Origin of the sequence: Streptomyces sp. NPDC093591 (genome assembly GCF_044764885.1) — a bacterium.
Lineage (GTDB): Bacteria > Actinomycetota > Actinomycetes > Streptomycetales > Streptomycetaceae > Streptomyces.
In genome coordinates this window covers 300,950-320,970 of the sequence record NZ_JBIWIY010000011.1, presented here as the reverse complement: position 1 = coordinate 320,970, position 20,021 = coordinate 300,950, and the positions used below count along the sequence as shown (strand labels likewise).

General features: G+C 70.1%; 18 protein-coding genes. 8 read left to right on the top strand and 10 right to left on the bottom strand.

The annotated features are described in order from the left end of the window. Position 1: 1 nt before the first annotated feature. Positions 2–2,407: a transglycosylase domain-containing protein gene (locus tag ACIREI_RS24820; protein WP_403336633.1), complete on the bottom strand. Its 2,406-nt coding sequence runs from the start codon at positions 2,405–2,407 to the stop codon at positions 2–4. Between the two features lie 249 nt (positions 2,408–2,656). Here ACIREI_RS24820 and ACIREI_RS24815 point away from each other — a divergent pair, with 249 nt between their 5' ends. From ACIREI_RS24815 to ACIREI_RS24795, 5 genes are all read left to right on the top strand, one after another. Then, positions 2,657–3,610, top strand: coding sequence for an SPFH domain-containing protein (locus tag ACIREI_RS24815; protein ID WP_403336630.1), 954 nt, complete (start codon positions 2,657–2,659; stop codon positions 3,608–3,610). Then, positions 3,607–3,864 carry a hypothetical protein gene (locus tag ACIREI_RS24810; protein WP_403336627.1) on the top strand — a complete coding sequence of 86 codons (258 nt, stop codon included), beginning with the start codon at positions 3,607–3,609 and terminating at the stop codon, positions 3,862–3,864. Before ACIREI_RS24815 ends, ACIREI_RS24810 begins: the two co-directional genes overlap by 4 nt. 496 nt (positions 3,865–4,360) lie before the next feature. Further along, positions 4,361–4,885 carry a PadR family transcriptional regulator gene (locus ACIREI_RS24805; protein ID WP_403336624.1) on the top strand — a complete coding sequence of 175 codons (525 nt, stop codon included), beginning with the start codon at positions 4,361–4,363 and terminating at the stop codon, positions 4,883–4,885. Then, entirely contained in the window at positions 4,882–5,571 is a 690-nt protein-coding gene (locus ACIREI_RS24800; protein ID WP_403336623.1) for an ABC transporter ATP-binding protein, read from the top strand. The genes ACIREI_RS24805 and ACIREI_RS24800 overlap by 4 nt, the downstream gene beginning before the upstream one ends. Beyond that, positions 5,568–7,904 (top strand): ABC transporter permease, encoded by a 2,337-nt coding sequence (locus tag ACIREI_RS24795; RefSeq protein WP_403336620.1) that lies wholly within the window; start codon positions 5,568–5,570, stop codon positions 7,902–7,904. The genes ACIREI_RS24800 and ACIREI_RS24795 overlap by 4 nt, the downstream gene beginning before the upstream one ends. Positions 7,905–8,336: 432 nt before the next feature. Here the strand turns inward: ACIREI_RS24795 and ACIREI_RS24790 are convergent, their stop codons facing one another. After that, a complete protein-coding gene (locus ACIREI_RS24790) occupies positions 8,337–9,293 on the bottom strand; it encodes a LysR substrate-binding domain-containing protein (RefSeq protein ID WP_403336794.1) in 957 nt (318 codons plus the stop codon). Between the two features lie 170 nt (positions 9,294–9,463). On the opposite strand from ACIREI_RS24790, the gene ACIREI_RS24785 reads away from it, so the two are divergent. Continuing rightward, positions 9,464–10,018 (top strand): peroxiredoxin, encoded by a 555-nt coding sequence (locus tag ACIREI_RS24785; protein ID WP_403336618.1) that lies wholly within the window; start codon positions 9,464–9,466, stop codon positions 10,016–10,018. 5 nt (positions 10,019–10,023) lie between these two features. Continuing rightward, positions 10,024–10,557 (top strand): alkyl hydroperoxide reductase, encoded by a 534-nt coding sequence (locus ACIREI_RS24780; RefSeq protein ID WP_403336616.1) that lies wholly within the window; start codon positions 10,024–10,026, stop codon positions 10,555–10,557. 24 nt (positions 10,558–10,581) lie between these two features. On the opposite strand, the gene ACIREI_RS24775 is transcribed toward ACIREI_RS24780, so the two are convergent. The 7 genes from ACIREI_RS24775 to ACIREI_RS24745 all read right to left on the bottom strand — a co-directional run bounded on the left by ACIREI_RS24775 (position 10,582) and on the right by ACIREI_RS24745 (position 18,842). Then, the gene (locus tag ACIREI_RS24775) at positions 10,582–11,982 is read right to left on the bottom strand and encodes an AI-2E family transporter (protein WP_403336613.1); all 1,401 of its coding nucleotides are present in this window, start codon (positions 11,980–11,982) and stop codon (positions 10,582–10,584) included. Positions 11,983–12,230: 248 nt separating this feature from the next. Next, positions 12,231–12,944 (bottom strand): transglycosylase SLT domain-containing protein, encoded by a 714-nt coding sequence (locus tag ACIREI_RS24770; RefSeq protein WP_403336610.1) that lies wholly within the window; start codon positions 12,942–12,944, stop codon positions 12,231–12,233. Positions 12,945–13,342: 398 nt separating this feature from the next. Beyond that, positions 13,343–14,668: a PhoH family protein gene (locus ACIREI_RS24765; protein WP_403336608.1), complete on the bottom strand. Its 1,326-nt coding sequence runs from the start codon at positions 14,666–14,668 to the stop codon at positions 13,343–13,345. A 353-nt stretch (positions 14,669–15,021) separates the two neighbouring features. Then, positions 15,022–15,795 (bottom strand): isoprenyl transferase, encoded by a 774-nt coding sequence (locus ACIREI_RS24760; RefSeq protein WP_062704158.1) that lies wholly within the window; start codon positions 15,793–15,795, stop codon positions 15,022–15,024. Positions 15,796–16,551: 756 nt separating this feature from the next. Continuing rightward, the gene (locus ACIREI_RS24755) at positions 16,552–17,352 is read right to left on the bottom strand and encodes a methyltransferase domain-containing protein (protein ID WP_403336605.1); all 801 of its coding nucleotides are present in this window, start codon (positions 17,350–17,352) and stop codon (positions 16,552–16,554) included. Between the two features lie 37 nt (positions 17,353–17,389). Continuing rightward, positions 17,390–17,902, bottom strand: a complete 513-nt coding sequence (locus ACIREI_RS24750) for a GNAT family N-acetyltransferase (protein WP_403336602.1) — start codon at positions 17,900–17,902, stop codon at positions 17,390–17,392. A 61-nt stretch (positions 17,903–17,963) separates the two neighbouring features. After that, positions 17,964–18,842, bottom strand: coding sequence for an LLM class flavin-dependent oxidoreductase (locus ACIREI_RS24745; RefSeq protein ID WP_403336600.1), 879 nt, complete (start codon positions 18,840–18,842; stop codon positions 17,964–17,966). A 70-nt stretch (positions 18,843–18,912) separates the two neighbouring features. On the opposite strand from ACIREI_RS24745, the gene ACIREI_RS24740 reads away from it, so the two are divergent. Further along, positions 18,913–19,278 carry a DUF192 domain-containing protein gene (locus ACIREI_RS24740; protein WP_403336597.1) on the top strand — a complete coding sequence of 122 codons (366 nt, stop codon included), beginning with the start codon at positions 18,913–18,915 and terminating at the stop codon, positions 19,276–19,278. Between the two features lie 13 nt (positions 19,279–19,291). On the opposite strand, the gene ACIREI_RS24735 is transcribed toward ACIREI_RS24740, so the two are convergent. Further along, positions 19,292–19,888 (bottom strand): hypothetical protein, encoded by a 597-nt coding sequence (locus ACIREI_RS24735; protein ID WP_403336594.1) that lies wholly within the window; start codon positions 19,886–19,888, stop codon positions 19,292–19,294. Positions 19,889–20,021: the final 133 nt, after the last annotated feature.

Sequence of the window (20,021 nt, the reverse complement as noted above, 5' to 3'; positions counted from 1 at the left end):
GCTACTGGTCTTCGTCGGGTCTGCCCGGGTCCAAGGTGATCGGATCCGTCGGCTCGTCCGTCGGCGCCGTCGGCGCCGGCTCGGTCGTGGGCTCCTCCGTCGGCGGCTCCGTCGTCGGGGTCTCCGTCGGCTCCTCGGTCGTCGGGGTCTCCGTCGGCTTCTGAGTCGTCGGTTCCTCCGTCGGCTCCTGGGTCGTCGGCTCCTGGCTCGGCGTCGGCGTCCAGGTGGGCTGGACGGCCGCGCCCTGGTCGGTCTCCAGGTCGAACCTGGCGTCCGTCTTGGTCACGCCGAACATGTATGCCGCCCAGATCTGCGCCGGGAAACCACCGCCGTTGACGCGCTCCTCGCCGCCCGCGCCGTACATCTTGGTCTGCGCGTGGGTCTTGTCGTCCTCACCGAACAGGCCCACCGAGGTGACCAGGTCGGGTGTGTAGCCGGTGAACCAGGCCGACTTGTTGTCGTCGGACGTACCCGTCTTGCCGGCGACCTTCTGGCCGTCGCGCTTGGGGTTGTTCGCCACGGACGTCTGCGCCGTACCGTCGTCGACCACGCCCGTCAGCACCGAGGTCACCGAGTCGGCGGCCTCACGGCTGATGACCTCCTCGCCGATCGGGTTCGGGACGTCGACCTTACGGCTGTTGTGCTCGGCCTTCTTGAGGATGCTCGGGGTGACCTTCTTGCCGTGGTTGTCGAGGGTGGCGTACACCCCGGCCATCTGCAGCGGGCTGGCGCCCATGGTGCCCAGGGTCTGCGCGGGTACGGCCTGCTCGTTGGTGGTGTCCATGCCGAGCTTGGCCGCCACGTCCATGACGTACTCCATACCGACGTCGACGCCCATCTGCGCGAAGACGGAGTTGACGGACTTGTTCATCGCCGTCTGGACGGTGATGTCGCCGTAGTTCCTGTCGTCCTCGTTCTCGGGGGCGAAGCCGACCTTGTCGCCGTTGCTGTCGACGACCGGGCGCTTGCTGGTGCCGTCGTAGATCGTGTTGGCGGTGATCGGCTTGCCGGACTGCGTCTTGGCGTTCTCCTCCAGCGCGGCGGCGAGGATCACCGGCTTGAACGTGGAGGCGGGCTGGTAGTCCGTGCGGGTCGCGTTGCTCGTGTAGTGCTTGAAGTAGTCCACGCCGCCGTACAGCGCGACGACCTTCCCCGTCGCGGGATCGACGGAGACCGCGCCGGCCTGGATGTCCGCGTCGACCGGCCGCTTCTTCTTGTCCAGCTTGCTGGTCAGCTGCGCCTTGACGGCCTTCTCCAGCTCGGCCTGCTTCTTCTTGTCGATGTTCAGGGTGATGGTCCAGCCCTGGTCGACGACCTCGGCCTCGGCCTGGGAGCGGGTGATGCCCTCCTGCTTCATCAGCTGGTCCTCCAGCTGACGGTTGGCGAGCTCGATCAGATAGCCCTTCTGGCCCTCCCGGCCGGCGGTGGGCTTCGGCTCCTTCGGTACCGGGAACTTCAGCTCCTGGCGCTCGGCCTTGGTCAGCCAGCCCTCCTCGACCATGTTGTTCAGGACGTAGTTCCAGCGGTTCGTCACCAGCTTCTTGCCGGTGTCGGTCGCGGCCTGCCAGTCGTACTGGCTCGGCGCCTGGAGCAGCGCGGCGAGGTACGCGCCCTGCGCGACGGAGAGCTTCTCGGCGTCGACGCGGTAGTAGGCCTGGGCGGCGGCCTGGATGCCGTAGGCACCGCGGCCGTAGTAGCTGGTGTTGATGTAGCCGGCGAGGATGGCGTCCTTGGACATCTGGCGGTCCACCTTCAAGGAGATGACCATCTCCTTGAGCTTGCGGCTGACCGTCTGTTCCTGGCTGAGGTAGTAGTTCTTGACGTACTGCTGGGTGATCGTCGAACCGCCCTGCGCGCCCTTGCCCATCATCGTGTTGAGCAGACCGCGGGCCGTGCCCTTCAGGTCGATGCCGCTGTCGTTGTAGAACGTCTTGTTCTCGGCCGCGACGAAGGTGTACTGGACCTTCTTCGGAACCTTGGACAGGTCCACGATCTCGCGGTTGACCTTGCCGTCGCGGGCCAGCGTCGAGCCGTCGCTGTACTTGTAGACGTTGCTCTGGCGCTGGGCGGCCTGGGCGGCGGCGTTGTCCTTCGGGATGTCCACGTACAGATACAGCGCGATGAAGGCGCCGATGCCGAGCAGGCAGACGCCGAGGAACGTGCCGAGGATCTTCTTCCAGGTGAAGAGCCGGCGTATTCGGCCCTTGCCGCCTGCGCCTCTGCCGCCCCCCTTGCCCGCGGCCTTGGCCGCTCGGCGGGCCGCGGCCCGGCCGCCCGGCGCGGCCGGGGGGCCCACCACGGTGGCCGACTCGCCGCCGGCTGCGGCCGACTGCATGCCTGACGAGCGCCGGGGCGCGGCGCGGCGGCCGCCATGCTGGCGCGCTCGTCTCTCTTCCGCTCGTCCCATGGGTCCGTTCCGCTCCGCTTCGCTCTTGTGTGCGCTCCCGCCACACAGGTTCGCCGCTCAGGTCAGCTCAGAAAGCTAACACCGGAAGTTGTGACAAAGGCCGGTCGATCCGGGCTTTTGGGGACGTGACAATCAGCACCCATCCCAACGGAACCGACGGCTGAGGGATGCATAGGGTTGCCCGGCCGGGGTAAAGTGATATCACTTAGCTAGACCAAAGCTAACTTGAGAAAACGGGGGACATCACCCATGCCGAACGACAAGAACGGCGCCACGCCCGTCACCGCCGGCGCACCCGACGTACCCGACATGCCCGCACCCCAGGTCCGTGAGTTCACCGCGCACAGCCTCGGCGGCGGGCTCGCCCTGCTGCTGGGCCTGGTCGGGCTGTTGGCCGGCGCCGGCCTGATCGTCGGCGCCACCGCGGTCGCCGGGGCCGGCGGCAAGGCGGTGCTGATCATCACCGGCGTCCTGGTCGGCATAGCCGCACTGCTGGCCATGTGCGGGCTGAACATGGTCGCGCCGGGCGAGGCGCGGGTCGTCCAGCTCTTCGGGCGGTACCGGGGGACGATCCGGCAGGACGGGCTGCGCTGGGTGAACCCCTTCACGTCCCGCACGAAGATCTCGACCCGGGTCCGCAACCACGAGACGGCCGTCCTCAAGGTCAACGACGCCTACGGCAACCCGATCGAGCTCGCCGCGGTCGTGGTGTGGAAGGTCGAGGACACCGCGCAGGCGAGCTTCGAGGTGGACAACTACCTGGAGTTCGTGGCCACCCAGACGGAAGCGGCCGTGCGGCACATCGCCATCGAGTACCCGTACGACGCACATGACGAGGGCGGCCTGTCGCTGCGCGGGAACGCCGAGGAAATCACCGAGAAGCTCGCCTTCGAGCTGCACGCGCGCGTGGAGGCGGCCGGCGTGCAGATCATCGAGTCGCGCTTCACGCATCTCGCGTACGCTCCCGAGATCGCCTCCGCGATGCTCCAGCGGCAGCAGGCGGGGGCGGTCGTCGCGGCGCGGCGCCAGATCGTCGACGGGGCGGTGGGCATGGTCGAGGCGGCGCTCGCGCGGATCTCCGAGCAGGACATCGTGGAACTGGACGAGGAACGGAAGGCGGCGATGGTGTCGAACCTGATGGTGGTGCTGTGCGGCGACCGGTCCCCGCAGCCGGTCCTCAACACCGGGACGCTCTACCAGTGACGGTTCCCTCCGGGGGTTCAACCCCTCAGCGTCGGCCGCAGCAGCGCAAGCAGGTGCTGCTGCGGCTGGACCCGTCGGTGTACGAGGCGCTCGCGCGGTGGGCGGGCGACGAGCTGCGGTCGGCCAACGCCCAGATCGAGTTCCTGCTGCGGAAGGCATTGGCGGACGCGGGTCGTCTGCCGACGGACACCGGGCCGATCCCCCGCCGCGGCCGACCCCCTGGGGGCTCCGCCCCCAGACCCCCGTCGGCCTGAACGGCCTCGTCCTCAAACGCCGGACGGGCTGGGGTGGCTGAGCCGGTCTCGTGCGTGCGGGCCGGACGGGCTGGGGTGGCTGAGCTGGTCTCAGCCCTGCGGGCCGGACAGGCAGGAAGCTGCCGAGCAAAGCTCGCCCGCGCAGGCCGGACAGGCGGGAGGCTGCTGGGCCGGTCCCGTCCGTGCAGGCCGGACAGGCAGGAAGTGGCTGAGCAAAGCTCGCCCGCACAGGCCGGACAGGCCGGAGGCTGCCGGACCGGTCCCGTCCGCACAGGCCGGACAGGCGGGGGGCTGCCGGGCCGGTCCCGTCCGTGCAGGCCGGTCCCGCTGGGAGTTGCGTGGCCTCCGGTCAAGCCCTCGCCCGCGTAGCAGAACCGTGACAATCGGCCCTCACCTGGGCCGTCGTGTCGCCGCCGCAGCGCCGCCGCACCCACCGCCATGATCTACACACCCCGCGTATACATGCGGCGTATACACCCCGTGTAGAGTCATGGCCATGTCCATCGGTCACACCCTTCTAGGGCTCCTGGAATCGGGCCCCCGCCACGGCTACGACCTCAAGCGGGCCTTCGACGAGAAGTTCGGTCACGACCGGCCGCTGCACTACGGCCAGGTCTACTCGACGATGTCCCGGCTGCTGAAGAACGGGCTCGTCGAGGTCGACGGGATCGAGCCCGGCGGCGGGCCCGAGCGCAAGCGGTACGCCATCACCGACGCCGGGATCACCGACGTCCAGCAGTGGCTCGCGACGCCCGAGAAGCCGGAGCCGTACCTGCAGTCGACCCTCTACACCAAGGTCGTCCTCGCGCTGCTCACCCGGCGCGACGCGGCCGACATCCTCGACACGCAGCGCTCCGAGCACCTGCGCATGATGCGGATCCTCACCGACCGCAAGCGGAAGGGGAATCTCGCCGATCAGCTCATCTGCGACCACGCCCTCTTCCACCTGGAGGCCGACCTGCGCTGGCTGGAACTCACCGCCGCCCGCCTCGACAAGCTGGCCGAGGTGGTGACCAAGTGACACCGCCTCCCGGTTCCCTGCTCTCGGCGCAGGAGCTGCGCAAGGCCTACGGCCCGACCATGGCGCTCGACGGGGCCGAGTTCTCCATCCACCCCGGCGAGGTCGTCGCCGTGATGGGGCCGTCCGGCTCCGGCAAGTCGACGCTGCTGCACTGCCTCGCCGGGATCGTGCCGCCCGACTCGGGGTCCATCATCTACGCCGACCGTGAGCTGGCCACCATGAGCGACGCCCAGCGCAGTGCGCTCCGGCGCTCGGAGTTCGGGTTCGTGTTCCAGTTCGGTCAGCTCGTGCCGGAGCTCACCTGCGTGGAGAACGTCGCCCTTCCGCTGCGCCTCAACGGCACTTCCCGCAAGGAGGCCGAGAAGGCCGCCCTGACCTGGATGGAGCGACTGGAGGTCGACGACCTGCGCAAGAAGCGGCCCGGTGAGGTCTCCGGCGGTCAGGGGCAGCGCGTCGCCGTGGCCCGCGCCCTGGTCACCAATCCGCGTGTGCTTTTCGCCGACGAACCGACCGGCGCGCTCGACTCCCTCAACGGCGAGCGCGTGATGGAGCTGCTGACGGACGCCGCCCGGTCGACCAACGCCGCCGTCGTCCTCGTCACGCACGAGGCGCGGGTCGCCGCCTACTCCGACCGCGAGATCGTCGTACGGGACGGCAAGTCCCGGGACATGGAGCGCGTCGTATGAGTGTGGGTCAGTGGGCGAAGGATCTCGGGATGGGGGTCCGGTTCGCCTTCGCCGGCGGACGCGAGGGCTGGGTCCGGGCCCTGCTGACGGCCGTCGGGGTCGGGCTCGGGGTGGCGCTGCTGCTGCTGACGACGGCGGTGCCGAACATGCTGACGGTCCGGCACGAGCGGGAGAGCGCCCGCGCCGACATCACCTACAGCTACACGGATCTGAAGAAGTCCGACGCCACCCTGATCGTCGCGAACGTCGGCACGGACTTCCGGAACGAGGACATCCGCGGCCGGGCGCTGGAGCCCGAGGGACCGAGGGCGCCGCTGCCGCCGGGACTGGAGAAGTTCCCGGCGGTGGGCGAGATGGTCGTCTCCCCCGCACTGAAGAGGCTGCTGGAGTCGGACGGCGCGAAGCTGCTGCGCGAGCGGCTGCCGGAGCGGATCGTCGGGACCATCGGGGAGAGCGGGCTGATCGGCTCGCACGAACTCGCCTTCTTCCGGGGCGGCGACGGCCTCGCGCCGCACATCGACGGCTCCCGGGTCGCCCGTATCGAGCGGTTCGGGGACACGAACCCGACCGAGACGCGGACCGACCCCGTGCTGATCCTGCTGGTCATCGTCGTCTTCGTGGTGCTGCTGATGCCGGTCGCCGTCTTCATCGCCGCGGCCGTGCGCTTCGGCGGTGAGCGGCGCGACCGTCGCCTCGCGGCGCTGCGGCTGGTCGGCTCCGACAGCCGGATGACCCGGCGGATCGCGGCCGGCGAGGCGCTGGCGGGGGCGGTGCTGGGACTGGTCTTCGGTACGGGGTTCTTCCTGATCGGCCGCCAGATCGCGGGCTCGGTCGAGGTGTTCGACGTCAGCGTCTTCCCGAGCTATCTCAACCCCTCCCCCGCACTGGCCCTGCTGGTCGGCCTCGCGGTCCCGGCGGCGGCGGTGCTGGTCACCCTGTTCGCGATGCGTGGCGTGGTGATCGAGCCGCTCGGCGTGGTGCGTACGGCGAAGCCCTCGCGACGCCGGCTGTGGTGGCGGCTGCTGCTGCCGCTGGGCGGCCTCGCGATGCTCTACCCGATGATCGGCCAGGGCCGCGACAACGGCACCTTCAACGAATACCTGGTCATCGGCGGCGTGCTCCTGCTGCTCATCGGCGTGACCACCCTGCTGCCGTGGGTCGTCGAGGCGGTCGTCGCCCGGCTCGGCTCGGGCGGCGTCGCCTGGCAACTCGCCGTCCGCAGACTCCAGTTGAGCAGCGGCACGGCGGCCCGCATGGTCAACGGCGTCGCGGTGGCGGTCGCCGGGGCGATCGCGCTGCAGATGCTGTTCGCCGGCGTGGAGAGCGACTACACGAAGCAGTCCCGGTACGACACCCAGCGGGCGCAGATGGAGGTGGCCATGTCGCATGGCGCCCGACTCGGCCCGGCGGTCGAGGAGTTCCGGGACACCAAGGGCGTCCAGCAGGTCTACGCGCTCTCCGAGGGCTACCTGGGTGAGCGGCGCGAGAACCCGGACATGGGCGCCGAGCTGACCGTCGGCGACTGCACGTCACTGCGCCAGGCGGCCGAGCTTCCCTCGTGCCGGGACGGCGACATCTTCTACGTGACGAACTCCGAGTACGACGGGGACACCACGAAGCTGGCGAAGCAGCCGGGCCGGACGGTGTATCTGGACCCGTCGTACGACGGCGGGCCGCAGCAGCAGGAGATCGCCTGGACCGTGCCGAAGGGCCTGAAGCAGGCTCGGACGCAGGCGGACTTCATGGGCCGGCAGCGAGGTGGCTTCCTCGTCACCCCGAAGGCGCTGCCCGCGGCGGCTGAGCCGGGACTGCGGGGGCAGGTGTACCTCAAGCTCGACCGCTCGGTGCCGGACGTGTACGAACGGGTGCGGAACGCGGCGACGGCCGCGGACCCGCTGTCCTATCCCATGACCTGGTTCTCCACGCAGACGGCCGACCGCTACCGCACCATCCGCACCGGCCTGTTCGTCGGCGCCGTCTGTGTCCTGGCGCTGATCGGCGCGAGCCTGCTGGTCTCCCAGCTGGAGCAGCTGCGCGACCGCAAGAAGCTGCTGTCGTCCCTGGTCGCCTTCGGCACCCGGCGCCGCACGCTGAGCCTGTCGGTGCTGTGGCAGACGGCGATCCCGATCTCCCTGGGCCTGCTGCTGTCCTCGGTGGTGGGGCTGACCCTGGGCACGGTCCTGCTGCGGATGACGGCCACGCCGGTCATCGTGGACTGGACGAGCGTGCTGTCGATGCTCGGCGTCGGCGCCGGCATCGTCCTCGCGGTGACGCTGCTCAGCCTGCCGCCGCTGCTGCGGCTGATGCGCCCGGACGGCCTGCGCACGGAGTAGACATCCGCCGCCCTCCTCGCCCTCAGGCCGTCCGGACCGCACCGGTCCGGACGGCCTGACGCACGCGGTATCCGCGGGCGCAGCCCCGCCGTCGGGCGCAGCTGTCCGGTCGGCCCGCGGCCGGCAGGCACAGCCGAGACGCGGGGCAGGCGCAGCCGAAACGCGGGGCAGCATCGGCCGAAACGCGGGGCAGGATCGGCCGAGACGGCGGGCGCCCGACCCACGCCTGTGCGCCAACCCGGGCACCCCTGCGCCGACCGCGAAGGCCGCGCGGAACTCACCCGCCCGCGCCCAGCACCCGCACGGGCAGCGGACGCAGAGCCTCGCACTCACTCTCACTCTGCACCCACCGATCCCTCCCTCAACGGGACGCGCCCCCGCCCGTCAAGCCGCCCCCTTACTCCTCGCGCCGGCCGCGAAGACCGCACGGGCTCACGCCTCCCCCTCCAGCACCCGCACCGGCAGCGGACGCAGAGCCTCGCGCAGGGCGGACGCCAGTTCCCCGTACTCCGCCGCGCGCGCCGCCCCCGTCCGCATGGCGAGGGCGACGCGGCGGGTGGGGGCCGGGTCGGCGAAGTAGCCGGTGAGGAGTTGGCTGCTGCGGGTCGTCTCCAGCTTGAGGGCGGTGCGCGGCAGCAGCGTGCAGCCCAGGCCGCCCGCGACGAGTTGCACGAGCGTGGACAGCCCCGCGGCCGTCGTGGTGACCGGCGCGTCCTCGCGGCCCGCCTCCCGGCAGATGTCGAGGGCCTGGTCGCGCAGGCAGTGCCCCTCGTCCAGGAGCAGCAGGTTCAGCTCCTTGAGAGCCTCGCGCGGGATGCCCTCGCGGCCGCCGAGCCAGTGGTCGAGCGGGGTGACGAGCACGAAGTCCTCGTCGAAGAGGGGGAGTTCGGCGACGCCGGGCACACCGAGCGGGACCGCGAGGAGCAGCAGGTCCAGGCGGCCGGTGGTGAGCCCCTCGACGAGGCTGGCCGTCTGCTCCTCGTGCACCTGGAGGTCGAGGTGCGGATAGCGGTCGTGGACGAGGCGCAGCACGGTAGGCAGCAGGTACGGCGCGACAGTGGGGATGACCCCGAGGCGGAGGGCGCCGGTGAACGGCGCCCGGACCGCCTCCGCCTCCTCCATCAGCGCCCCGACCTCCACCAGCACCGCCTTCGCCCGTACGGCCAGCCGCTCGCCTGCCGGCGAGAGCAGCACCTTGCGGGTCGTCCGCTCCAGCAGCGTGACCCCGAGCGTCTCCTCCAGCGCGGACACGGCACCCGACAGCGCGGGCTGACTCATCCCGATCGCGGCGGCCGCGTCCCGGAAGTGCAGATGCTCGGCGACGGCGGCGAAGGCCCGCAGCTGCGCGAGGCTGGGCTGCCGCTTCTTGCCCACGGACACGCCGGGCATGCCCTTACCCACGGTCACCCGACCTCACGATCATCGATAGGCACCTCCGATCAACCCGACCGAGTGTAGCTATTTCCCGTATCAATGCGGCCTGTGCCAGGATCGGTAAGGTCCAACCCAATGGAGACACCTGTACCGAACAGGTGTCTCTTTCGCTGCAAGGAGAGCGTGTGCTCACTGTCGGTGACAAGTTCCCCGAGTTCGAACTGACCGCCTGCGTCTCGCTGGAGAAGGGCAAGGAGTTCGAGACGGTCAACCACAAGACCTACGAGGGCAAGTGGAAGATCGTGTTTGCCTGGCCCGCGGACTTCACTTTCGTCTGTCCGACCGAGATCGCGGCCTTCGGCAAGCTGAACGAGGAGTTCGCCGATCGCGACGCGCAGGTCCTCGGTTTCTCCGGTGACTCCGAGTACGTGCACCACGCCTGGCGCAAGGACCACGCCGACCTGCGCGACCTGCCGTTCCCGATGCTGGCCGACACCAAGCGCGAGCTGATGCGCGACCTCGGCATCGAGGGCGAGGACGGCTTCGCCAAGCGCGCCGTCTTCATCGTCGACCAGAACAACGAGATCCAGTTCTCCATGGTGACCGCCGGCTCCGTCGGCCGTAACCCCAAGGAGGTCCTGCGGGTCCTGGACGCCCTGCAGACCGACGAGCTGTGCCCGTGCAACTGGACCAAGGGCGAGGACACCCTGGACCCGGTCAAGCTGCTTGCCGGAGAGTGAGTGACATGTCCCTCGACTCCCTCAAGTCCCGCATACCGGACTACGCCAAGGACCTGAAGCTCAACCTGGGCTCGGTCATCGGCAACTCCGACCTCCCGGCGCAGCAGCTGTGGGGCACGGTGCTCGCCACCGCGATCGCCTCGCGCTCCCCGATCGTGCTGCGCGAGCTGGAGCCGGAGGCGAAGGCGAACCTCACGCCGGAGGCGTACAACGCGGCGAAGTCCGCGGCCGCCGTGATGGCGATGAACAACGTCTTCTACCGGACCCGGCACCTGCTGTCCGACCACGAGTACGGCAGCCTGCGCGCCGGGCTCCGTATGAACGTCATCGGCAACCCCGGTGTCGACAAGGTCGACTTCGAGCTGTGGTCCTTCGCGGTGTCCGCCATCAACGGCTGCGGCATGTGCCTCGACTCGCACGAGCAGGTGCTGCGCAAGGCCGGCGTGGACCGCGAGACGGTCCAGGAGGCGTTCAAGATCGCGTCCGTCGTTCAGGCGGTCGGCGTCACTCTGGACGCCGAGGCCGTGCTCTCCGAGTAGGCCGAACGACGTCGAGGGCCTCGCTCACTGCTGGTGGGCGGGGCCCTCCGCGCTGTCCTGGGCGTCCCCGGGGGCCGCACTCGCGGAGCCCGCTTCCACCGGAACGGCCTTGTCCACGAGCGCCGGACGCGTCGACTGCCGGGGCACCGTCTCCTCCGAGTAGGCCCGCAGATACCCCACGATCGTGTTCGAAACCGCCACCAGCGGTACGGCCACCACGGCGCCGCCGATGCCCGCCACCATGCCGCCGGCCGCCACCGACAGCACCACCGCGAGCGGGTGGACGCGGACCGCGCGCCCGAGGATGAACGGCTGCAGGACGTGGCCCTCGATCTGCTGCACGGCGAGGACGACGGCGAGCGTCATGACCGCGGTGAACACTCCCTGCGTCACCAGGGCCACCACGACCGCCAACGCACCGGAGGCCACCGCGCCGACGAGCGGGATGAAGGAGAACAGGAAGATGAAGACGGCCAGCGGGACGGCCATCGGCACATCGAGGAAGTAGATGCCGATGCCGATGAAGACGGCGTCGATGAGGGCGACGAGGACCGTGCCGCGCACATAGGCCGTGAGCGTCGCCCACGCGCGCGGACCGGCGCCGGCGACGCCCGGCCGGGCCGCGGCGGGCACCAGCTTCAGCGTCCACTCCCAGATGCGCTTGCCGTCGTAGAGGAGGAAGAGCGTCGAGAAGGCGGCCAGCAGAATGCCCGTCAGCGCCTCGACGACGACGGTGACGCCTTCCAGGCCGGCCGAGGTGATCGCGTCGGTGTTGGCGCCGATCGCCTCCCGGAGGTTCTCGGCGATCTCGTTGATCTGCTTGTCGGTGACGTGGAAGGGGCTGTTGAGCAGCCAGTTGCGCAGCTCGTCGATGCCGTCCTGGACCTGGTCGGAGAGGTTGTCGATGTTCTCCATGACCTGCCAGGTCACGAACCAGCCCATCAGGCCGATGACGACGAACCCGAGGATCGCGGTCAGGGCGGTGGCGAGCCCGCGCGGCACACCGCGCCGCCTCAGCCACGCCACCGAGGGCTGCATCAGCGCGGTCAGGAGCAGCGCGATGACGAAGGCCAGCACGACGAGTTGTACGGCGCTGATCACCCGCATCAGCACCCAGACCGTGCCGGCCAGCACCAGCAGCCGCCAGCCGGCCTCCGCCGCGACCCGGACACCCCACGGCACGACCTGTGTGGGGTCGGGCCGGGGCGGCGGAACCGCGGGCGCGTAGTCGGGGGGCCGGGGGACGTGGTCGGCCGGCGGCGGTGGGGTGTCAGCGGCGGAGGAGTCGGACTCGTCGACGGACCGCCGCGCCGGCTGAAGGTCAGCGCTTTCCCGTTCCACCGCGGCACGACGCTCGTCCAACCGCTCGCTCATCTCGGTCAGTCCGGCACCGAGCCGACCGAGCCACCCTGGCATGCGCGACATGATCCGTCCTCTTCCCCCGTCTCTCCTCACCACTCCCCCCGGAGTCGTCCGTCCGACCGTACATGCCCGGGGCCCCAGAAGCGCGATTGCCCCTCACCCAAAGGACGGTGAGGGGCAACGCAGGGTTGAGAAGCGCCCTGAAGGGGCGCGGGGCTGTATTGAATCTGCGGCTCCGCCGCGCGGGCGCGACGAGCCACGACGCGGCCGCAGACGACAAACGACGTATCGCGGCCAGACCAGCGGAGCGCCTAGTACCAGTGGTTGGCCTGCCAGAACGACCAAGCGCCGCAAGGGCTGTCGTAGCGCTCGTTCATGTAGTTCAGGCCCCACTTGATCTGGGTGGCCGGGTTCGTCTGCCAGTCCGAGCCGACGGACGACATCTTGGAGCCGGGCAGCGCCTGGAAGAGGCCGTAGGCACCCGAGGAGGGGTTGACGGCCTGGTAGTTCCAGTCGGACTCGTGGTCCACGATGTTGCTGAAGCACTGGAACTGGTCGGCCGGCACCATCTGGCGCGCCATCGCCTGGATCTGCGCGATGCTGTACGAGCTCTGAATGGGGAAGTCCGCGGAGGAGGAACGGGAGGCCTTCGCCTCGGCCTCTTCGCGCTCCTTGGCTTCCTGCGCCGCCTTCTCGGCCTTCTCGGCGGCTTCCTTCTTCTCGATCGCGGTCTGGGCGGCGGCCTTGCGGGCCGACTCCTCAGCGTCCTTCTTGGCGCTCGCGTCCGCGGCGATGGCCTGCACGTTGGCCTGTGCCGTCAGGGACTCGGTCTGCACCTGGGCCTGCTGGCCCGCGGGTATGTCCGCGAGAAGCGTCGAATCGGCAGCCGTCGCCTGGGCGTCGTTGTTCTGCGCGGTGCTGCCCGAGGCAACGCCGACGACGCTTCCGACAGCGGTGACCGCGGTGGCCGAGGCCACTGCGAATCCCCTGACCGAAATCGGACTCACACGGTTTCCTTCCAGCATCGCCCGCTTCGGTGACCCTGGCGGACGCAATCGTGCCCCTGGCGCTGGCCTCCCAACTGCGGGGTCACGGGAGGCACGGACCCGGTGGGCAACTCCCGTGTAGGAGAGCGCCGCGTGGTAACTCGGGCGGCATACGACGGCGGTATGGAGTTGATGGTGTTGCTGTGATGCCGTACCGCTGGGGGTACAGGTGTGTCGTATGCGGGGCCTGACAGGATGGAGACTCTGCCGCACCCGGACGCCGCAAGGCAATTCTGTGTTGCGTGTGAAAGCTCACACCTCGTTTGTCCCAGGGGTTTTACGGAAAGTCGCACACGCCGAGGCGCCGCCCGGATAGGCTCACTGCCTTTCCGAACGACGCCAACCAACGAGTAGCTACCGCAAGTTGAGCACTTGGGTCAGATCTGCCCGTCCTCCAGCATTTCGGTCACAAGGGCGGCAATCTGGGACCTCTCGGACCGCGTCAGCGTGACGTGGGCGAAAAGCGGATGCCCCTTCAGCTTCTCCACGACGGCGACGACACCGTCGTAGCGCCCGACCCTCAGATTGTCCCGCTGGGCCACGTCATGGGTGAGAACCACCCGTGAATTGGCGCCAATTCGGGACAGAACAGTCAGCAGGACATTCCTTTCCAGTGACTGTGCCTCGTCCACGATCACGAACGCGTCGTGCAGCGAACGTCCGCGGATGTGGGTGAGGGGCAGCACCTCCAGCATGCCGCGCGCGGTGATCTCCTCGATGACCTCGCGGCTGGTGACCGCGGACAGCGTGTCGAAGACCGCCTGCGCCCAGGGGCTCATCTTCTCGGCCTCGCTGCCGGGCAGATAGCCGAGCTCCTGCCCGCCCACCGCGTACAGCGGCCGGAAGACCATCACCTTCTGGTGCTGACGGCGCTCCAGCACCGCCTCCAGACCCGCGCACAGCGCCAGCGCCGACTTGCCGGTGCCGGCCCGGCCGCCCATGGACACGATCCCGACGTCCGGATCGAGCAGCAGGTCGAGCGCGATCCGCTGCTCGGCGCTACGGCCCTTGATGCCGAAGGCCTCCCGATCGCCGCGCACCAGACGGACGTTGCCCTCGGGCGTGATCCGGCCCAGCGCCTTGCCGCGCTCGGAGTGGATCGTCAGCCCGGTGTGCACCGGCATGGCGGCGGCTTCGGGGACGTAGATGTGACCTTCCTCGAAGAGGACGTCCACCTGCTCGCCGGACAGGGTCAGTTCGGACATTCCGGTCCAGCCGGAAGAGTCCGTGATGGCGAGCTCGGCCCGATACTCCTCGGCGAGGAGACCGACGGACGAGGCCTTGATCCTGAGCGGCAGGTCCTTCGACACGACGGTGACGTCGAACCCCTCGGCCTGCAGATTGCGGGCGACCGCGAGGATGCGGGAGTCGTTGTCCCCCAGTCGGTAGCCGGTCGGCAGAACGCTGGGGTCCGAGTGGTTGAGCTCGACACGGACGGTCCCGCCGAGGTCCCCGGTCGGGATGGGGGCGTCGAGACGGCCGTACTTCACCCGGAACTCGTCGAGCAGGCGCAGTGCCTGCCGGGCGAAGTAACCCAGTTCGGGATGGTGCCGCTTGGCCTCCAGTTCCGTCACCACGACGATGGGGAGCACGACCTCGTGCTCGTCGAAGCGGTTCAGGGCGTTCGGATCGGCCAGCAGGACGCTGGTGTCGAGAACGTAGGTGCGCCGGTCTGGCTTGTGGCGCTTTGTGCTGGTCACCACGGAAGGACGTACCCCCTCGGATGAGGTCGGGGAGCGACGGAGTGGAGCTGGACCGGTCGTCGGCCGCCCTGCACGCCTGGCATGGGCCGAAAACCGGCCCTCCACTGCTTCTTCCGTGCCGTGACCGCACGGTAGGGCTGGTGCAAAGGGCCTCCCGGGCGGACGGCTCCGGCGCCGCCCGCTGAGATACGACACCCGTGGTTCGGGCATCGACCTGACTGGCTTATGCCCTCGAACATGCGGTGCCATGCCAGCGCATATGACGACGCGCTGGTGAACTCCTTGTTACTTCTGTCCCGGAGAGGGTGAGTTTCGTCGTGTCCGGATACGGCGGTGAGAGCGCCGAGCGGGGATCAGCCGCCGTAACGCCGGTGCCGGGCCGCGTAGTCGCGCAGGGCGCGCAGGAAGTCGACCTTGCGGAAGGCCGGCCAGAAGACCTCGCAGAAGTAGTACTCGGAGTGGGCCGTCTGCCACAGCATGAATCCGGACAGCCGCTGCTCGCCGCTGGTACGGATCACGAGGTCCGGGTCGGGCTGGTCGCCGGTGTAGAGGTGGCGGCCGATCAGGTCGACGCTGACGGACTCGGCGAGGTCCTCCATCGAGGTGCCCTTGTCATGGGCGTCGACGATCATCGACCGCACCGCGTCGGCGATCTCCTGGCGACCGCCGTAGCCGATGGCGACGTTGACCAGTATCCCGTCGACGTGCGCGGTGGCCTCCTCGGCCTCCTTGAGGGTGGTCTGCATCCCGGACGGCAGCAGGTCGGGCGTGCCGACGTGGTGCACCCGCCAGCGGCCGTCGGCGGCGAGGGTGCGCACGACGTCCTCGATGATGCCGAGCAGCGGGACGAGCTCGTCCTGCGGCCGGTCGAAGTTGTCGGTCGACAGCAGCCAGAGGGTGACGACCTCGACGTCCGTCTCGGAGCACCAGCCGAGGAACTCCTCGATCTTCTCGGCGCCCGCCCGGTGACCGTGCACGGTGGAGGAACCCGCGGCCTTCGCCCAGCGCCGGTTGCCGTCCATGATGACGCCGATGTGCTTGGGCACCTGAGCGTGGTCCAGGTGACCCTCCACCCGGCGTGCGTACAGCCTGACCAGCAGGCCGCGCAGCTTGTCGCGCAGGTTCACGTGATTGTCAGCCCCTCCGTACGGATCGGACAGGCGCGTGGCGCTGCGCGCGGCGCAGGCGAGGTTGGTTCCTGTCCCTATGGCGGTCCCCGGAGGCGAAGCCTACCCCTGCGGGGCCTGGGCCGGGTTTACGGGGTGCGACGGGCGGGGGCACGCGGGCACAAAAAACGGGCCGGTCCGTGGGGGGGAGACGGACCGGCCCGAGGGGGGGTTTCCACCATAACCCTTCGTGAGGGATGCTGCGCGCATCGGCGTGCCACAATCACTCTCCGAAGTCATTCGGCGACGGCCCGGTGGCCACGACGGGGCCGTTTCGTGGCGGATTCACGACGTGCTCGAAGCCGATTCCCAGGGGAAACGCGTCGGATGCGGCCGGATCCGGAGGGTTTGCCGCATCTTGGGTCGCGCTCGGCGACTTGTCCGCGCTTCCCTCCCCCGGGTGACCCCGACCGCGAACGCCCGCTTGACGACGCACAAGATTGCGCACGGAGGGCGTGAGTTCGATGCGATGCGCGTCCATCAGGGGTGCGCACGGGGGCACGGCACCGCGCAGCCCCCTCCGCTGCGCGGCACCGCCGCGAAGCTTTGCTTACGCGAATTACCTTGGTCTGAACTTACGTGAGGGCCGAAGGGAAAGCGAGTCGGCCGCCATAACAATGTGGAAAAGGTGAGGCTTCCTTTGATGCGCAGGGGGCGGAAGCTCTTCGCGCACGGATGCACGGTTTGCACGACTTGGCCCGCCTGCGCGCGGCGCACTCAGGTGTGGGACTTGCGTGCCTCGAAGAGATGGCGGGTGCTGTGCGCGACGAAGGGGCCGTCGGTCCGGATCCGCTCGTGCAGGGCGCGCAGTCGGGGTCGGTACGCCTCGACGGTGAAGCCGGGGACCATCCACACCACCTTGCGCAGGAAGTGGACGACGGCCGCGATGTCGTGGAACTCCATGCGCAGCCGCTCGGCCCGCACGTCGACGATCTCCAGACCGGCCGCCTCGGCGTCGGCGCGCTCGCGGTCCGGGTGGCGGGCGGCGCTCTGCCCCTGCGGCAGGGGGCCGAGGAAGTACTCGACCAGTTCGAAGGCGCTGCGCGGGCCGACGTGTTGGGCGAAGTACGTGCCGCCGGGCTCGAGGACGCGGGCGATCTCGGCCCAGTTCGGACTGACCGGGTGCCGGCTGCTGACGAGGTCGAAGGTGCCGTCGGCGAAGGGCAGCGGGGCGTCCTCGGGTGAGGCGACGACGGCGACGCCGTGCGGGCGGAGGAGGGCGGCGGCCTTGGCGGTGTTCGGCGGCCAGCCCTCGGTGGCGACGGTGAGGGCGGGTGCCTCGGGGGCGGCGCGGCGGAGCGCGAAGTCGAGCACCTCGCCTCCCCCCGTCTGGATGTCGAGAGCGGCGGTGGAGCGGGAGAGCCGCTCGGCCAGGGACGCGGCGTACCCCCACGACGGCCGTGCCTCGGTGGCCCGCCCCTCGAACCAGGAGAAGTCCCAGCCCTCGGTGGGCACGGCGGCGCCTTCGGCGACGAGGTCTTCGAAGGTGCGGGTGTGCTGCGGCTGCGGCTCCTTCATACGCTGATCGTCTCAGGGAGAGCTGCGAGGGCGCCGCTCATTTTCCGGGGGCGGACAGCACCAGCAGTACGTGTTCGTCGTCGCCGTGGTGGACGGTGCCCGCGCGCTGGAAGCCGTGTCGTTCGAGGAGTCGTACGGATGCGGTGTTGCCGTGGATGGGGTCGGCGTACAGCGGACGGGTCCGCTCCAGTGCGAGGAAGAGGGCGAGGGCCTTGGTGCCGACGCCCCGCCCCCAGTAGGGCCGCCCGAGCCAGTAGCCGAGGAAGCGGCGGTCGCCGTCCCACCAGGAGACGACGCTGCCGGCCACGTCGTCGCCCACCAGGACCGTCCGCACGAGGCAGGTCTCGTCCCCGAGGACGTTCTTCCTCCAGTGCTTCAGGAAGGCGTCGCGCGGCCGAGGGGTGAATCCCGACCGCCGGACGGCTTCCGGATCGTGCTCTTGGGCGAGGAAAGTCTCGAGGTCGGCGTCCAGCACGTCTCGCAGACGTACGTCCGTGCAGTCGTCCGTGCAGCCATCCGTGTGGTTGCCGTCGCTGGGTTCTTCGCGCATGTCCAGGAGTGTGGCAGGAGCCACTGACAACGCCCCTGGGCCGACAAGCGGTCTGAACGCTCTACGGCACCAGGGGCCGTACTTCCTCGGCGGCGAACCGCACGAACCCCTCCGGGTCGGGCTCGTCCCCCGTCGGCTGCAGCACCACGGTGTCCGCACCGGCGTCCGCGAGCCGCTGCACGGCCTTCGCGACGGCGCCGGCGTCCCCGGCGACACCGAGGTCGGGCACGGATCCGAGCCCCTCGGCTTCGAGTTCGGCCTTGAGACGGGCAGGTCCGTCGGGCCCGGTGGCGGTCAGGAGGTAGACGACGACCGGGTGCGACGCATCCCCGGTACGTCCTGCCGACTCCCGCCCCTCGTCGATGAGTTGCCGTGCCCGCCGTAGCCCCTCCGGCGAGGTCGAGGCGGTGAGCAGCGTCCCGTCGGCGGCCGCACCGGCGAGCCGCAGCGAGCGCGGCCCGGTGACCCCGGCGATGACGGGCACCGGCTCGGCGGGCGGCCAGTCCAGGGCGACGTCGTCGAGCTTGACGTACCGGCCCTCGACGGTCACCCGCTCTCCGCGCAACAGGGCGCGCAGCACATCGAGATGCTCGCGCAGCAAGGTCACCGGCGACTCGACCCGGGCCCCGACCTGCCCCATCCAGTCCTGCACACCGTGCCCGACGGCGAGGATCGGACGGCCCGGGAACATCCGGTGCAGGCTCGCGGCCTCCATGGCGGTGATGGCGACGTTCCGCAACGGGACGGGGAGGAGCCCGATGCCGACGCGCACGCGCTCGGTCCACGCGAGGGCGGCGGCGGCCGTGGAGATCCCTCCCTCCCGGAAACAGTCCTCCCAGAGCCAGAGTTCGTCGAGGCCCGTCTCGTCGGCGAGGCGAGCGACGGATCGGAGTCGCTCGGGGGCGAGTTGGGGGCGGAAGATTGCACCGAGTCCGGTCATGGGGTTCTTCCTACCCCGCCGGTACTCGGCGGACAACAGAATTCGAAACGGCCCCAGGAGGTGTCCGAGCATGGGACGACGGTGGCGTGACGGGCGGGGGACGCTGGTCGTGCACGGGGAGCGGGGGGACGTCTCCGTTCCCCTGGAGGTCGCGTCGTCCTACCGGGCCCGTACGAAGGGGCTCCTGGGGCGTGACTTCGTCGACGGGGCGATGCTGCTGACGCCCGCCAGTGGCGTGCACACCTTCCGCATGCGCATCGCCATCGACGTCGCCCACCTCGACCGCGAACTGAACGTCATCGCCGTGGGCACGATGAAGCCGGGGCGCTTGGGGCTGCCCCGGCTTCGTTCACGGCATGTGCTGGAGGCCGGGGCCGGGGCCATGGCGGAGTGGGGGGTGCGGGTGGGGGTGCGGGTGTCGGTCGAGGCCGGGTGACCGTCCCTCCCTCTCACTCCCCCGGGTTGTGCAGGTCCAGCGCGCCGTCGAGGCGGAGGTGGGACGCGCCCTCCCTTCGCAGGGCGTGTACGCGCACCCGCTCGCCCGGCAGCAGGGCGACGAGCGTCAACGGGCCCGTCACCTCGCGCGTGCGGGACGGGGGCGGGGCCGGCGCGGGCACCTGGGGCAGGTGCTCGATCTCGATGAGTTCGGCCTCGCCGGTCACCAGGAGCTCCCACACATGGACGAGTTCCGGTTCCGCTTCGTCCTGGCCGCCGCTCGGGCCGCGTCCTGTGTGGACGAGGGACTCGGATTCGGCGACCACGGCCATCGGGGCCCCGGCCAGCGCTTCCTCGACGGCGGAGCGGTCCGACAGTTCCAGACCGACGATGCCGCCGCCGAGATGGTCCGGTCGGTTCCAGGCGCCGGCCTCGTCCCGCAGCGAGTGGTACAGCTCTTCGGCCGGCAGACCGTCGTGCCTGCGGTGCAGGAGGAGTACGAATCCGAGGGCGCCGTCGATCCACACGTCGGCGACGTCGACCGGCCCGGACGCGGTGCGGCGCCCCAGCCGGAGGGCGGTCGCGGCGATGTCGGCCAGTGGCTCTCTCATGGTGCCTTGCCTTGCTTCCTCGTGGGGGGACGCGATTGCGGAGCCGCGGGGGGGGGGGGGGGGGGGGGGGGGGGGGGCCCGCGCCGGGGGGGGGGGGGGGCGACGCGGGGGGAAATGGGTGGGCCCAGCGGGA

Excerpts from the sequence above, each read along its gene's own strand:
- ACIREI_RS24820 (WP_403336633.1), bottom strand. The coding sequence starts at position 2,407 with ATGGGACGAGCGGAAGAGAGACGAGCGCGCCAGCATGGCGGCCGCCGC.
- ACIREI_RS24815 (WP_403336630.1), top strand. The coding sequence starts at position 2,657 with ATGCCGAACGACAAGAACGGCGCCACGCCCGTCACCGCCGGCGCACCC.
- ACIREI_RS24795 (WP_403336620.1), top strand. The coding sequence starts at position 5,568 with ATGAGTGTGGGTCAGTGGGCGAAGGATCTCGGGATGGGGGTCCGGTTC.
- ACIREI_RS24745 (WP_403336600.1), bottom strand. The coding sequence starts at position 18,842 with ATGACCGGACTCGGTGCAATCTTCCGCCCCCAACTCGCCCCCGAGCGA.
- ACIREI_RS24775 (WP_403336613.1), bottom strand. The coding sequence starts at position 11,982 with ATGTCGCGCATGCCAGGGTGGCTCGGTCGGCTCGGTGCCGGACTGACC.
- ACIREI_RS24790 (WP_403336794.1), bottom strand. The coding sequence starts at position 9,293 with ATGCCCGGCGTGTCCGTGGGCAAGAAGCGGCAGCCCAGCCTCGCGCAG.
- ACIREI_RS24770 (WP_403336610.1), bottom strand. The coding sequence starts at position 12,944 with ATGCTGGAAGGAAACCGTGTGAGTCCGATTTCGGTCAGGGGATTCGCA.
- ACIREI_RS24780 (WP_403336616.1), top strand. The coding sequence starts at position 10,024 with ATGTCCCTCGACTCCCTCAAGTCCCGCATACCGGACTACGCCAAGGAC.
- ACIREI_RS24755 (WP_403336605.1), bottom strand. The coding sequence starts at position 17,352 with ATGAAGGAGCCGCAGCCGCAGCACACCCGCACCTTCGAAGACCTCGTC.
- ACIREI_RS24740 (WP_403336597.1), top strand. The coding sequence starts at position 18,913 with ATGGGACGACGGTGGCGTGACGGGCGGGGGACGCTGGTCGTGCACGGG.
- ACIREI_RS24750 (WP_403336602.1), bottom strand. The coding sequence starts at position 17,902 with ATGCGCGAAGAACCCAGCGACGGCAACCACACGGATGGCTGCACGGAC.
- ACIREI_RS24735 (WP_403336594.1), bottom strand. The coding sequence starts at position 19,888 with ATGAGAGAGCCACTGGCCGACATCGCCGCGACCGCCCTCCGGCTGGGG.
- ACIREI_RS24805 (WP_403336624.1), top strand. The coding sequence starts at position 4,361 with ATGTCCATCGGTCACACCCTTCTAGGGCTCCTGGAATCGGGCCCCCGC.